Below are 12,571 nucleotides of genomic sequence, written 5' to 3'. Positions count from 1 at the left end.
TCGTTCAATTGAATTTAAAAGGCTGTACTGGCAACGGTGCAGCCTTTTCGTTTGTTCAGCAGATCAATGAATGCCCAGGACATCGAGAAGTCCGATGCTGATCGCGGCAAGCGCCATCAGCGACAGAAGTCCGGCAAACAGCACCCGCCCGCCCGATTGCACGATGGTGCGCAAATCCGCAGACAGGCCAAGTGCCGCCATGGAGATGACTGTCAGAATGTTGGCCCCGCTGGAGATGGGCGATTGAAGCGCCTGTGGAATAAGCTCCAGAGAGCGCAGCCCCATCATCAATGCAAAGCCGACAATGAACCAGGGAACCATGTTCCCGAGCCTGACCACGCCCCTTGCCGCTGCCTCGCCCTTACTGCGGTGGAGTAATCCGACCATGAAGATCACCGGGGCCAGCATGATCACCCGCACAAGCTTGACCAGCGTCCCGGTCTGCATGCTCACCAGACCAATCGGCGCGGTTGCCGCCAGCACCTGCGGAACGGCATAGACCGTCATGCCGGACAGGATACCGTAACGCTGCGCGCTCATGCCACTGAAATGCTGGGCAAGCGGCAGAAGAAGCACCACGAGAATTCCCAAAGCAGCTGTAAAGGCGATGGATGCCGTCACATCGTCGGCCTCCGCATCGATAACCGGTGCAACCGAAACAATGGCGGAATTCCCGCAGATCGAATTCCCGCAGGCAACCAGAAGCGCAAGCCGGTGTTCCAGTTTCAGCATGCGCCCGATGAGGTAGCTGATCATGATCGCGCCCATAACCGATCCGGCAATGCCGACAATCAACGGCAGCCCGGCGCTGCTGATGGCTGAGAGGCTAATGGAGGCGCCAAGCAGCACGATGGCAACTTCCAGCAAGAACTTCGCGGAAAAATGAATCCCGGCATGAAAGCGCGGATGCAGGCCGAATACCGTTCTGATGGCCGCGCCGATGAGAATGGCAAGCACCAGGCTCTCCAGCCACGCATTGCCAAAGAAAGCCTTTTCCCCCAGCTCCGCACCGTAGCCTGCCAAAGCCACTGCGACTGAAAGCGCGACACCTGCCCCAACACCTGCCAGCCTGTTTTGCACCAACATCTCACGAACTCCTTTCCCGAGATGATTGGCACGGAAAAACGTTTTTAAAAATCGAATAATACTATATAAATCATTCGAACAAATCGAATGAATATCATGACCTTTGAACAGCTAGCCATCTTTGTTGCCGTTGCAGAACGCGAACATCTGACCAAGGCCGCCGAAGCCTTACGGCTGACGCCCTCGGCTGTCAGCGCCTCAATCAAGACGCTGGAAGCTTTCTACAATGTTCAGCTGTTCCACCGCGTCGGTCGCCGCATTGAATTGACCGATACCGGCCGCGCGTTTGTGAGCGAAGCCAAGGCGGTTCTGGCAAGAGCCCGTGCAGCAGAATTGATGCTGGCGGAAATGGGCGATCTGAAGCGCGGAACGCTCAACATCTTCGCCAGCCAGACCGTGGCCACCTATTGGCTGCCGGAGCGCCTGATGCAGTTTCATGACCGCTATCCAGGCATCGACCTCTCCCTGACGGTGGGCAACACCAAAGCGGCCTGCGCCGCAGTCATGGAAGGTGCGGCGGAAGTGGGTTTTGTCGAAGGCGAGATCAATGAACCGGCTTTGGCCACGCAGCCCGTCGCCGAAGACGAACTGATAATCGTGGTCGCTCCCGATCATCCATTTGCAGCGCTGGATAAAATCACACCGGAAGAGATCGCCGCAGACACAGTCTGGGTTCTGCGCGAGGAAGGCTCAGGCACACGTTCGGAATTCGAAGCTGCCCTGCGCGCATTCGGTATCAATCCATACTCCCGGGAAATCGCGCTGATCGTCCCCTCAAACGAGGCCATGCTGTCGGCAGTGCAGGGCTCGAAAGCCGCCTGCGCCGTCTCCCGGCTTGCGGCTGCCCCTCTGTTGAACCAGGGCCTCGTGCGCGCTGTGAATTTTCCGCTGCCCAAGCGCACTTTGCGAATGGTCCGCCATAAGGAACGCCACACGAGCGGCGCCAGCAAGGCGCTCCAGCAGCTCTGCATCGGGCAAAGCTGATGTCAGGCCGTTTCGGGCCGGTTAACCAGTTCTGCAGCCTTCACCACCAGCGGGTCGAAGGCCGCACCGGCTTCGAGCTTTTCGAAAAACTGCCGGCGCATGCGTGGCTCCCAGAACTTGTTGATATGCGTGGCCACCCCCTCGGCGCGTTGCGCTTCCGGCTGCGAATTGAAAAACGCGGCGATCTGGTTGGCCATATAAACGATCTTGTCATGCGACATGGACCGCAACTCCTCCATCTGTCCCGGCGGATACCCGCTCGGGATATGTAAACACTTCAAATTCCGTTCCACGCGCAACCGCAATGAGGCAGATGCCAGCCGCTCTTGCTGTTTCAATGGCAAGAGCGGTCGGCGCAGAAACGGCAACAAGATAGCCACAGCCTGCCCGCGCCGCCTTCTGCACGAGTTCCACCGAAACCCGGCTGGTCATAACAATCACGCCCGATGACGCTTTTTCGCCGCTCCGCGCCAAAGCCCCGCAAAGCTTATCCAGCGCATTGTGCCGCCCGACATCCTCACGCACGGCAAGAACGCCCCGCCCCGGCACATAAAAGGCTGCCGCATGCACCGCCCGCGTCAAGCCGAAAAGCGGCTGTTCCTCCGACATCGCCCCAATCGCTGAAGCAATCTCTGAAGCATCAAGCTGGAACGCTGGCGCATCAAGGGCCGTGACCGGCTTCACCGCCTCATCGATGGATTCGACACCGCACAGTCCGCAGCCGACTGGCCCCGCCATGGCGCGGCGGCGCATTTCTACCTGCGAAAGCCGTTCCGCCAGAAGGCTGACCTGCACATCAATGCCCTTCTCGGCCTCAACGATTTCAATACCTTGAATCTCGTCTGCGGAGGAGACAACACCCTCGGCGAGCGAAAAGCCGACGGCAAAATCCTCAAGATCCGCCGGTGTGGCCATCATCACCGCATGGCTGGAGCCACCATAGGAGAAGGCAATCGGCACTTCGGTTGCCACCTGGCGGCTCGCCTCAACGAAGCGACCCGCCCGGAATGCCCACCCACCAGCGCTGATAGAAGAGCGCCGCGCCATATTTACTCCGCCGGCTCCACATGCACGATGCGGCGGGACTGGCGGGCCTGCGCCTCATATTCCTCCTGCCATTCGGATGGACCGTTGGAGGGCGAAACCTGCACCGCCGTCACCTTGTATTCCGGGCAATTGGTCGCCCAGTCAGAAAAGTCGGTGGTGATCACGTTCGCCTGCGTCACGGGATGGTGGAATGTGGTGTAAACCACGCCCGGCGACATGCGCTCCGACACCTGGGCGCGCAGCGTGGTCTCGCCGGAGCGGCTTGCAAGCCGCACCCAGTCGCCATCCTTTAGACCGCGATTTTCAGCATCATGCGGATGGATTTCCAGAACATCTTCCGGGTGCCAAGCCGTGTTGCCGGTACGCCGCGTCTGTGCGCCCACATTGTATTGCGAGAGAATGCGGCCGGTGGTCAGCAACAGCGGGAAGCGTGGGCCGGTCTTTTCATCCGTCGCCACATATTCGGTGCGGATGAACTTGCCCTTGCCACGCACGAAACCGTCCACATGCATGATCGGCGAACCATTCGGATGCGCGTCATTGCACGGCCACTGAACCGAGCCCTTTTCGCGCAGGAATTCATAGCTCACATTGGCAAAGCTCGGCGTGGTCGCCGCAATCTCCGCCATGATTTCGGACGGATGCGTGTAGTTCCAGTTAAGCCCCATGGCCTGGGCAAGCAGCTGGGTCACTTCCCAGTCCGCATAGCCGTTCTTCGGCGTCATCACCCTGCTGACCATATTGATGCGGCGTTCCGCGTTGGTGAACGTGCCGTCCTTTTCAAGGAAGGTCGAACCGGGCAGGAAGACATGCGCATAATTGGCCGTCTCGTTGAGGAAGAGATCCTGCACGACCACGCACTCCATGGCCGCCAAACCAGCGGCAACATGTTTTGTATCCGGGTCAGACTGCAGAATATCCTCACCCTGGATATAGATACCCTTGAACGTGCCTTCGACGGCAGCATCCAGCATGTTGGGAATGCGAAGGCCCGGCTCCGGGTTCAACTGCACGCCCCAAAGGTCTTCAAAGATCGAACGCGTATTTGCATCCGAAATATGCCGGTAACCGGGAAGCTCATGCGGGAACGAGCCCATGTCGCAGGAGCCCTGCACGTTGTTCTGGCCGCGCAGCGGGTTCACGCCAACGCCCTCGCGACCGATATTGCCGGTTGCCATGGCAAGGTTGGCAATTGCGATCACGGTGGTCGAGCCCTGGCTGTGCTCGGTCACGCCGAGACCGTAATAGATCGAACCATTGCCGCCCTTGGCATAAAGGCGCGCTGCCCCGCGGATCAGGTCGGCCGGAACGCCGGAAACCTTCTCCACCTCTTCCGGGCTGTGACGGGCTTCGGATACGAACTCCGCCCAATCCTCAAATTCATCCCAGTCGCAGCGTTCGCGAATGAAAGCCTCATCATAAAGCTTCTCGGTCACGATCACATGCGCCAGCGACGTCACCACGGCCACATTGGTGCCGGGACGCAGCGGCAGATGATAATCCGCCTTGATGTGAGCCGTATCAACCAGCTCGATCTTGCGCGGATCAAGCACGATCAGCTTTGCACCCTGGCGCAGACGCTTTTTCAGGCGTGAGCCAAACACCGGGTGCGCATCGGTCGGGTTCGCCCCAATGATCATCACAACGTCAGTCTGCTCGACACTGTCGAAATTCTGCGTGCCGGCAGAGGTCCCAAATGTCTGGCCAAGACCATAACCGGTCGGCGAGTGACAAACACGCGCGCAGGTGTCGACATTGTTATTGCCGAAGCCAGCACGGATCAACTTCTGCACAAGGAAGGTTTCCTCGTTCGTGCAGCGCGAAGACGTAATCCCGCCCACGGAATCACGGCCATATTTGTCCTGAATGGACTTGAACTTGTTGGCGGTAAACGTGAGCGCCTCATCCCAGCTTACTTCGCGCCACGGCTCGGAAACCGTTTCGCGGATCATCGGGCTCAAGATACGGTCTTCGTGGTTGGCATAACCCCAGGCAAAACGCCCCTTCACACAGGAATGGCCGCGATTGGCCTGACCATCCTTGTAAGGCACCATGCGCACCAGTTCCTCGCCACGCATTTCCGCCTTGAACGAGCAACCCACACCACAATAGGCGCATGTGGTGATTTCCGAATGCTCCGGCTGGCCGATTTCAATCACCGACTTCTCCGTCAGCGTCGCCGTCGGGCAGGCCTGCACGCAAGCGCCACAGGAAACGCATTCGGAACTCAGGAAGTCCTCATGCATGCCAGGCGATACACGGCTGTCAAAGCCACGACCCTCAATCGTCAGCGCAAACGTCCCCTGCACCTCTTCACACGCCCGCACGCAGCGTGAGCAGACAATGCACTTGGAAGGATCATAAGTGAAATAGGGGTTCGACTCATCCTTCGGCATCCACATCGCGTTGATATCGCCAGACGTATCCCGTGCCTTCACATGGTTGCCGCCCTCATAGCCATAGCGCACATCGCGCAGGCCCACAGCGCCCGCCATATCCTGAAGCTCGCAATCGCCATTGGCAGCACAGGTCAGACAGTCCAGCGGGTGGTCGGAGATATAAAGCTCCATCACACCCTTGCGGATATCCTTCAGCCGCTGCGTTTGCGTTTTCACCTTGATCCCGTCAGCCACCGGCGTGGTGCAGGAAGACGGTGTACCGTTGCGGCCTTCGATTTCCACGAGACAGAGACGGCAGGAGCCGAATGCATCCACCATATCAGTGGCGCAAAGCTTCGGCACTTCAATGCCCGCTTCCATGGCCGCACGCATAATGGACGTGCCTTCCGGCACCGTGATGTCGCGACCATCAATCGTCAGCGTAACAGTCTTGTCCGACTTCGATGCCGGGGTTCCATAATCGATTTCTTGGATCAGGGTCATCAACGTCACTCCGCCGCTTCGAGAACGGGCTTGGGTTCAAAATCTTCCGGGAAATGCGTCAGCGCGCTCATCACCGGATAAGGCGTGAAACCGCCGAGCGCACAGAGCGAACCGAACTTCATCGTGTTGCAAAGATCGGCAACCAGTTCCTTGTTCTTCTCCGGCTCGATGCCCTTGGCGATCTTGTCGATTGTTTCAACACCGCGCATGGAGCCGATGCGACAGGGCGTGCACTTTCCGCAGCTTTCAATCGCACAGAATTCCATCGCAAAACGCGCCTGGTTCAACATATCCGCCGTATCGTCAAATACGGTAATCCCCGCATGACCGATCAGGCCGTTTTTCGCGGCAAAGGCTTCATAGTCAAACGGCGTGTCGAAAAGCGCTGGCGGGAAATAGGCCCCAAGCGGGCCACCCACCTGCACCGCCTTCACCGGACGGCCAGACGCCGTGCCGCCGCCAATCGTCTCGACGATTTCGCCAAGAGACAGACCAAACGGGGTTTCATAGAGCCCTGCATATTTCACATTCCCGGCAATCTGAATGGCCATCGTGCCGCGAGAACGGCCGATACCGTAATCTCGGTAGAACTCGGCACCTTCATCCAGAATGATGGGAACAGAGGTGAGTGAAATCACATTGTTCACCACAGTCGGCTTGCCGAACAGACCTTCAATCGCAGGCAACGGCGGCTTGGCTCGCACGATCCCGCGCTTGCCTTCGAGGGAATTGAGGAGCGAGGTCTCCTCCCCGCACACATAGGCACCAGCACCCACGCGCACTTCCATGTCGAAGTCGTGATGCGGTGAACCGAGAATGGACTTGCCGAGCAGGCCCCTCTCGCGCGCAACGACAATTGCGCGCCGCATGATATCGATGGCAACAGGATATTCGGAGCGAATATAGACATAACCCTTCGTCGCACCGACCGCGAAACCGGCAATCGCCATGCCTTCGATCAGACAGAAGGGATCGCCTTCCATGATCATACGGTCGGCAAACGTCCCGCTATCACCTTCATCGGCATTGCAGACGATATATTTCTGGTCAGCAGGCGCATGATGCACCGTGTTCCACTTGATACCGGTCGGAAAACCAGCGCCGCCGCGGCCGCGAAGCCCGCTGTCGGTTACTTCCTTCACGATATCCGCCGCATGCATCGCAATCGCCGAGCGAATGCCCTTCAGGCCGCCATGCGCTTCATAGTCATCCAGCGACAGCGGATCGATCACGCCGCAACGCGCAAAGGTGAGCCGCGTCTGGTTTTTCAGGAACGGGATCTCTTCCGTCGGCCCAAGACAGAGTGCATGTGCTGCGCCCTCAGTGAGACCCGCATCTAGAAGACCGGCAACATCGGACGGTTTCACCGGCCCATAGGCAATGCGCCCTGCCCCGGCTTCAACCTCCACCAGAGGCTCCAGCCAATGCATGCCGCGCGACCCGTTGCGCACGATCTGCACATCCAGCCCGCGTGCGGACACTTCTTTTTCCAATGCGGCTGCAACCCGGTTGGCACCAAGCGCAACAGCAGCCGAATCCAGCGGAACAAAAATCTTCACGCTCATCGCCCCGCCTCCGCAAGCTCTTCCCTGATCACATCAAGATCAACACGCCCGATCAGCGTTTCATCGAGCATCGCAGCCGGCGCGCACGAACAGAGCCCGAGACAGTAAACCGGCTCAAGCGTTACATTCCCATCTTTGCTGGTTTCATGCCAATCAACACCCAATGCCTGCTTCACCTGCTCGGCAACGGCATCGCAGCCCATCGACTGACAGGCTTCGGCGCGACAGAGCCGCAACACATGCCGACCAGCGGGATTGCGCCGATATTCATGGTAGAAAGTCACAACGCCATGAACCTCGGCCCGCGAAAGATTGAGCGCCTTGGCAATCGGCGGCAGGGCCTCTTCCGGCACATAACCGAACTCTTCCTGCACAGCGTGCAGAATAGGCAAAAGCGGCCCTTCCATCCCCAGCATGGAACGCGCAATTTCGCCTGCGCGCTCCGCAACGCCAGCGCCTGGCACATGCAAATTCATCAATCAGCCTCCCGACAGAACAAACGCAGCCACAGCCAATCGCTGCTGGGCGAGTTTCATTGCAGACAAGGATGATACTGAATGAAAGTGGGGTCAATAAGCCGGAACCGTCAGACGATAGATAAAATCTATCAATCGTCATCATTTGAGCCGATTTGACCTATGGAGCGCGCCGTCGCAAGAAGCGCCGAGACCAATGGTGTCGCGGGATCCAGCACACGCGTCACCAATCCCAGCTTCTGTCGGCCCACCGGCTCAGTCAGCGCAATGGTTTCAAAAGCGCCCCCGGAGCGGAACGGATCAAGCAGCGATCCTGGCATAATGCTGGACCAGCGCCCTGTCATGACATGGGAAAGAAGCGCAATCACTGAATTGGACTCAAGCGCCGAACGCACCGTCACACCTGCGTCTGCCAGATAGCGGTCCACGATACGCCGGTTCTGCATGTCGCGGGTCAAAAGACATAGCTCCAGCGACCCGGCCTCTTTCCACGTGACCGATTTGCGTCCCGCAAACGGTCCGTTACGCGCCGAAACAAGATAATACCGCTCTTCGGCAAGCGATATCGCCTGTATGCGGCCAAGCGGCTCGGCTTCAAGATAGGTAATGCCCGCATCCAACTCGAAATTTTCCAGTTTCGCCAGGATTTCTTCCGAGGTTGCAGACCGTATGGTGAAAGAAACATCCGGATGACGCTCGCAAAACGGCACCGTCAGCCGTTGCACGACGGCAAGTGCTGTTGGAATAACACCAATGCGGATATGTCCGGAAAGCCCGTCGCGCGCCGTGCGCATTTCCTCTTTCATGGCTCGCGCGTCCGCAACAATGCGTCGCGCCCATTCGAGCACGCGTTCACCCTCCGGTGTCAGCCCCTGAAAGCGCGAACCCCGTTTAACGAGCAAAACGCCCAACTGCTCTTCAAGTTGCCGGATTGCCGCTGAAAAGGTCGGCTGTGTGACGCCGCATTCTTCAGCAGCGCGGCCAAAGTGCCGAAAACGAGCTAGTGCAATGAAATATTCAAGCTTGCCGATCATGAAGCGACCGGCTGTATGACGCGATAGGGCCCGCCCTTACTTGATCGCTTCACCGGGGTTGCACACGCCGGCGGTCTGACAGAACATGGAGTAGAGTGCATTGATAATACCGTGGATATCGGGGTTGGCGATGCGGTAATAAATCTGCCGCCCTTCACGGCGCGTTTCGACCACATCCTCCTGGCGCAGCCGTGCAAGCTGCTGCGACACGACGGCCTGCTGAAGACCGAGAATGGACTCAATCTCGGTCACGCTCTTTTCGCCTTCAGCGAGAATGCACAGGATCATCAGCCGTGCCTCGTGCGAAATCGCCTTCAGGAAGGCGCTCGCCCGCCCGGCGCTCTCGGCAAACGTTTCAAGTTCGTCGCTCGACGAGCCGCTCTTGAACTGTACAGAGACCATGCTCCATTCTCCTCGCTTTCCAAGTCTATGCGGAAAATGCAAAACGTCTAATGAATTATAGTATTTTCGAAGTCAATTAAAACCGGTGTGTAAAAGTCATAATTCAATTCTTGCGCAAGCACCAATCCGCATTTGTGAATTATCACGAATCCTGCCTATAAATACCATCTGTCTAAACTGCGGCGAAACACAAGAATGTATCTCACACCACGCCAGAACCGTATCATGGAAATCGCCAAGGCGGATGGCCGTGTGCTGGTGGATGATCTCGCCTCTGCCTTTTCCGTCACACCACAGACCATCCGCAAGGATTTGAATGACCTGTGTGAAGGCCGGCTTCTGTCGCGCATCCACGGTGGCGCCATCTTTCCCCGCGGCAATGAGAATATGGAATATGAATCCAGACGCTCAATCGCCGCATCGGAGAAGGCGGAAATCGGCCGGCGGACAGCAAGCCTCATTCCCGAAAATGCCTCGCTCTTCATCAATATCGGCACCACGACGGAAGCAGTCGGCGACGCGCTCGTCGATCATCGCGACCTCATGGTGATCACCAATAATATCAATGTGGCAAACCGGCTGCGGGTCTTTCCCGGCATTGAGGTGGTGATTGCCGGCGGCGTGGTGCGCGGCACGGATGGTGGCGTCGTTGGCGAGGCCACGGTCGATTTCATACGCCAATTCAAGGTGGACTACGCCATCATCGGCGCTTCCGCCATTGACGCGGACGGCGCGCTACTCGACTACGACCTGCGTGAAGTCAAGGTCGCACAGGCCATCATCGCCAATGCACGCCATGTCATCCTTGTGGCCGATTCAACCAAGTTCGAACGCGCAGCACCCGTGCGCATTGCCCACCTCTCCCAGGTGCAGACCTTCGTGACCGACGTCTGCAAACCGCAGTCTTTGCGCGATATTTGCAGGGAATACGAAGTCCGCCTGATCGAAACAGGCCAGTTCGAAGATGTAATCGCCCTGGAACCGGAAAACGAAAACGCCCCGTAAACGGGGCGCTCGAAAATCAAAAACCTGGTCCGGTCTTATTCGACCACAGCGTCTTTCAGCGACGTCATGTGATAAATGAATTCTTCCAGCTTGGACTGATGCTCGTGATGCTGGGCATCCTTGAGCTCATTGCGGGCAGCCTCAATGCGGCTGTCCAGCTCGTCCTTGCTGATATCGTCCACATGCACGGCCGATTCGGCCAGCAGCGTGCAACCCGCAGGCAGAATATCTGCAAAGCCGCCAAACACGACATACTGATCTTTTTTGCCGTCAACACCGTTTACGGTCACGATGCCGGGCTTGATCGTCGTCATCACCGGTGAATGCTGTGCCATCACAGTCATTTCACCTTCCGTCGCCGGAATGCTGACCGACACGACTTCGGATGAAACCAGAAGACGTTCCGGAGAAACAAGTTCGAAATTGAAGCTGTCAGCCATGGCGTTTCACTTTTCTAGAATGTTCACTTGAAGCTCAATGAGGGGCGCGGATCGTCTCCGCGCCGGTCATTGCATCAAGCAGCTTCTGCAGCAAGCTTCTTGGCTTTTTCGACAGCTTCTTCGATACCGCCGACCATGTAGAAGGCTGCTTCCGGAAGATGGTCGTATTCGCCTTCAACCAGACCCTTGAAGCTCTTGATCGTGTCTTCCAAAGCAACCAGTTTGCCGGGTGTACCGGTGAACACTTCAGCAACGTGGAACGGCTGCGACAGGAAGCGTTCGATCTTACGGGCGCGGGCAACCGTCATCTTGTCGTCTTCAGACAGTTCGTCCATGCCGAGGATGGCGATGATGTCCTGAAGCGACTTGTAGCGCTGCAGCGTACCCTGAACCTTACGGGCCACATCGTAGTGCTCCTGACCGACGATCATCGGGTCAAGCATGCGCGAGGTGGAGTCGAGCGGGTCAACAGCCGGGTAGATACCCTTTTCAGCGATCGAACGGTTCAGCGTGGTCGTTGCATCAAGGTGAGCAAACGAGGTTGCCGGTGCCGGGTCGGTCAAGTCGTCGGCGGGAACGTAAATGGCCTGAACCGAGGTGATCGAGCCCTTGGTGGTCGAGGTAATGCGTTCCTGCAGAGCGCCCATGTCGGTCGCCAGCGTCGGCTGATAGCCCACAGCCGAAGGAATACGGCCGAGCAGAGCCGACACTTCCGAACCAGCCTGGGTAAAGCGGAAGATGTTGTCCACGAAGAACAGAACGTCCTGGCCCTGATCGCGGAAGTGCTCGGCAATCGTCAGACCGGTCAGAGCAACGCGGGCACGCGCACCCGGAGGCTCGTTCATCTGGCCATAAACCAGTGCGCATTTGGAACCTTCGGTCGAACCACCGTTTTTGGACGGATCGACGTTCACGTTGGATTCGATCATTTCATGGTAAAGGTCGTTACCTTCGCGGGTACGCTCGCCCACACCGGCAAATACCGAGTAACCACCATGCGCCTTGGCGATGTTGTTGATGAGTTCCTGAATGAGAACCGTCTTGCCAACGCCGGCACCGCCGAACAGACCGATCTTGCCGCCCTTTGCGTAAGGCGCGAGAAGGTCAACAACCTTGATGCCCGTGACCAGGATTTCAGCTTCGGTCGACTGCTCGACATAAGCCGGTGCTTCCTGGTGGATGGCGCGACGTGCCTTGGTCTTGACCGGGCCCACTTCGTCAACCGGCTCACCGATCACGTTGATAATGCGGCCGAGTGTTTCGTCGCCAACCGGAACCGAGATCGGGCTGCCGGTATCAACCACTTCCTGGCCGCGAACCAGACCTTCGGTCGAGTCCATGGCGATGGTGCGAACCGCGTTTTCACCGAGGTGCTGCGCCACTTCCAGAACGAGGCGAAGACCGTTGTTTTCGGTTTCCAGCGCGTTCAGGATCGGCGGCAGAGCGCCTTCCGGGAAGGACACGTCAACAACAGCGCCGATGACCTGCGTGACCTTGCCGGCTGCGCCAGCAGAAGCAGTCTTCTTCGGAGCGGCGGATCTGGTCGCTGCGGGTTTCGCCGCAGCTGTCCTGGCGGCGGGTTTCTTAGCCGGCGCTTTCGCTGCCGCTGTCGTCTTAGGGGTCGCTGCCTTAGCCATTGATCTTCCCTCT

Annotated in this window: 12 protein-coding genes; 2 read left to right on the top strand and 10 right to left on the bottom strand. The window is 58.0% G+C overall.

Annotated features, from left to right (window positions below; all coding sequences use genetic code 11):
* Positions 1-63: 63 nt before the first annotated feature.
* Entirely contained in the window at positions 64-1,086 is a 1,023-nt protein-coding gene (locus NHF56_RS01670) for a YeiH family protein (protein ID WP_252800978.1), read from the bottom strand.
* Between the two features lie 96 nt (positions 1,087-1,182).
* Between NHF56_RS01670 and NHF56_RS01665 the strand changes: the two genes are divergently transcribed.
* Complete coding sequence (locus NHF56_RS01665; RefSeq protein ID WP_252804796.1) at positions 1,183-2,070, top strand: LysR substrate-binding domain-containing protein; 888 nt, start codon at positions 1,183-1,185, stop codon at positions 2,068-2,070.
* A gap of 2 nt (positions 2,071-2,072) precedes the next feature.
* On the opposite strand, the gene NHF56_RS01660 is transcribed toward NHF56_RS01665, so the two are convergent.
* From NHF56_RS01660 to NHF56_RS01630, 7 genes are all read right to left on the bottom strand, one after another.
* Positions 2,073-2,291, bottom strand: coding sequence for a formate dehydrogenase subunit delta (locus tag NHF56_RS01660; protein WP_252800976.1), 219 nt, complete (start codon positions 2,289-2,291; stop codon positions 2,073-2,075).
* The gene (fdhD, locus tag NHF56_RS01655; protein ID WP_252800974.1) at positions 2,281-3,117 is read right to left on the bottom strand and encodes a formate dehydrogenase accessory sulfurtransferase FdhD; all 837 of its coding nucleotides are present in this window, start codon (positions 3,115-3,117) and stop codon (positions 2,281-2,283) included. The genes NHF56_RS01660 and fdhD overlap by 11 nt, the downstream gene beginning before the upstream one ends.
* Before the next feature lie 2 nt (positions 3,118-3,119).
* Positions 3,120-5,999, bottom strand: a complete 2,880-nt coding sequence (gene fdhF / locus NHF56_RS01650) for a formate dehydrogenase subunit alpha (protein WP_252800972.1) — start codon at positions 5,997-5,999, stop codon at positions 3,120-3,122.
* A 5-nt stretch (positions 6,000-6,004) separates the two neighbouring features.
* Positions 6,005-7,564, bottom strand: coding sequence for an NADH-quinone oxidoreductase subunit NuoF (locus NHF56_RS01645; protein ID WP_252800970.1), 1,560 nt, complete (start codon positions 7,562-7,564; stop codon positions 6,005-6,007).
* Positions 7,561-8,040 carry a formate dehydrogenase subunit gamma gene (locus NHF56_RS01640; protein WP_252800968.1) on the bottom strand — a complete coding sequence of 160 codons (480 nt, stop codon included), beginning with the start codon at positions 8,038-8,040 and terminating at the stop codon, positions 7,561-7,563. Before NHF56_RS01640 ends, NHF56_RS01645 begins: the two co-directional genes overlap by 4 nt.
* A 131-nt stretch (positions 8,041-8,171) precedes the next feature.
* Positions 8,172-9,074 carry a LysR family transcriptional regulator gene (locus NHF56_RS01635; protein WP_252800965.1) on the bottom strand — a complete coding sequence of 301 codons (903 nt, stop codon included), beginning with the start codon at positions 9,072-9,074 and terminating at the stop codon, positions 8,172-8,174.
* Between the two features lie 36 nt (positions 9,075-9,110).
* Positions 9,111-9,476 (bottom strand): helix-turn-helix transcriptional regulator, encoded by a 366-nt coding sequence (locus NHF56_RS01630; protein WP_252800963.1) that lies wholly within the window; start codon positions 9,474-9,476, stop codon positions 9,111-9,113.
* 195 nt (positions 9,477-9,671) lie between these two features.
* On the opposite strand from NHF56_RS01630, the gene NHF56_RS01625 reads away from it, so the two are divergent.
* Positions 9,672-10,481, top strand: coding sequence for a DeoR/GlpR family DNA-binding transcription regulator (locus NHF56_RS01625; protein ID WP_252800961.1), 810 nt, complete (start codon positions 9,672-9,674; stop codon positions 10,479-10,481).
* A 35-nt stretch (positions 10,482-10,516) separates the two neighbouring features.
* On the opposite strand, the gene NHF56_RS01620 is transcribed toward NHF56_RS01625, so the two are convergent.
* Positions 10,517-10,921 carry a F0F1 ATP synthase subunit epsilon gene (locus tag NHF56_RS01620; protein WP_252800959.1) on the bottom strand — a complete coding sequence of 135 codons (405 nt, stop codon included), beginning with the start codon at positions 10,919-10,921 and terminating at the stop codon, positions 10,517-10,519.
* A 74-nt stretch (positions 10,922-10,995) separates the two neighbouring features.
* Complete coding sequence (gene atpD / locus NHF56_RS01615; RefSeq protein ID WP_252800957.1) at positions 10,996-12,558, bottom strand: F0F1 ATP synthase subunit beta; 1,563 nt, start codon at positions 12,556-12,558, stop codon at positions 10,996-10,998.
* Between the last annotated feature and the right edge of the window lie 13 nt (positions 12,559-12,571).

The organism is Rhizobium sp. L1K21 (assembly GCF_024055895.1).
Classification (GTDB): Bacteria; Pseudomonadota; Alphaproteobacteria; order Rhizobiales; family Rhizobiaceae; genus Ensifer_A.
The sequence above is the reverse complement of the archived record's forward strand: the minus strand, read 5'-3'. Positions and strand labels throughout refer to the sequence as shown.

Bases quoted from the DNA above. Each gene is read 5' to 3' on its own strand.
- NHF56_RS01670 (WP_252800978.1), bottom strand. From the start codon at position 1,086: ATGTTGGTGCAAAACAGGCTGGCAGGTGTTGGGGCAGGTGTCGCGCTT.
- NHF56_RS01665 (WP_252804796.1), top strand. From the start codon at position 1,183: ATGACCTTTGAACAGCTAGCCATCTTTGTTGCCGTTGCAGAACGCGAA.
- NHF56_RS01660 (WP_252800976.1), bottom strand. From the start codon at position 2,291: ATGTCGCATGACAAGATCGTTTATATGGCCAACCAGATCGCCGCGTTT.
- fdhD (WP_252800974.1), bottom strand. From the start codon at position 3,117: ATGGCGCGGCGCTCTTCTATCAGCGCTGGTGGGTGGGCATTCCGGGCG.
- fdhF (WP_252800972.1), bottom strand. From the start codon at position 5,999: ATGACCCTGATCCAAGAAATCGATTATGGAACCCCGGCATCGAAGTCG.
- NHF56_RS01645 (WP_252800970.1), bottom strand. From the start codon at position 7,564: ATGAGCGTGAAGATTTTTGTTCCGCTGGATTCGGCTGCTGTTGCGCTT.
- NHF56_RS01640 (WP_252800968.1), bottom strand. From the start codon at position 8,040: ATGAATTTGCATGTGCCAGGCGCTGGCGTTGCGGAGCGCGCAGGCGAA.
- NHF56_RS01635 (WP_252800965.1), bottom strand. From the start codon at position 9,074: ATGATCGGCAAGCTTGAATATTTCATTGCACTAGCTCGTTTTCGGCAC.
- NHF56_RS01630 (WP_252800963.1), bottom strand. From the start codon at position 9,476: ATGGTCTCTGTACAGTTCAAGAGCGGCTCGTCGAGCGACGAACTTGAA.
- NHF56_RS01625 (WP_252800961.1), top strand. From the start codon at position 9,672: ATGTATCTCACACCACGCCAGAACCGTATCATGGAAATCGCCAAGGCG.
- NHF56_RS01620 (WP_252800959.1), bottom strand. From the start codon at position 10,921: ATGGCTGACAGCTTCAATTTCGAACTTGTTTCTCCGGAACGTCTTCTG.
- atpD (WP_252800957.1), bottom strand. From the start codon at position 12,558: ATGGCTAAGGCAGCGACCCCTAAGACGACAGCGGCAGCGAAAGCGCCG.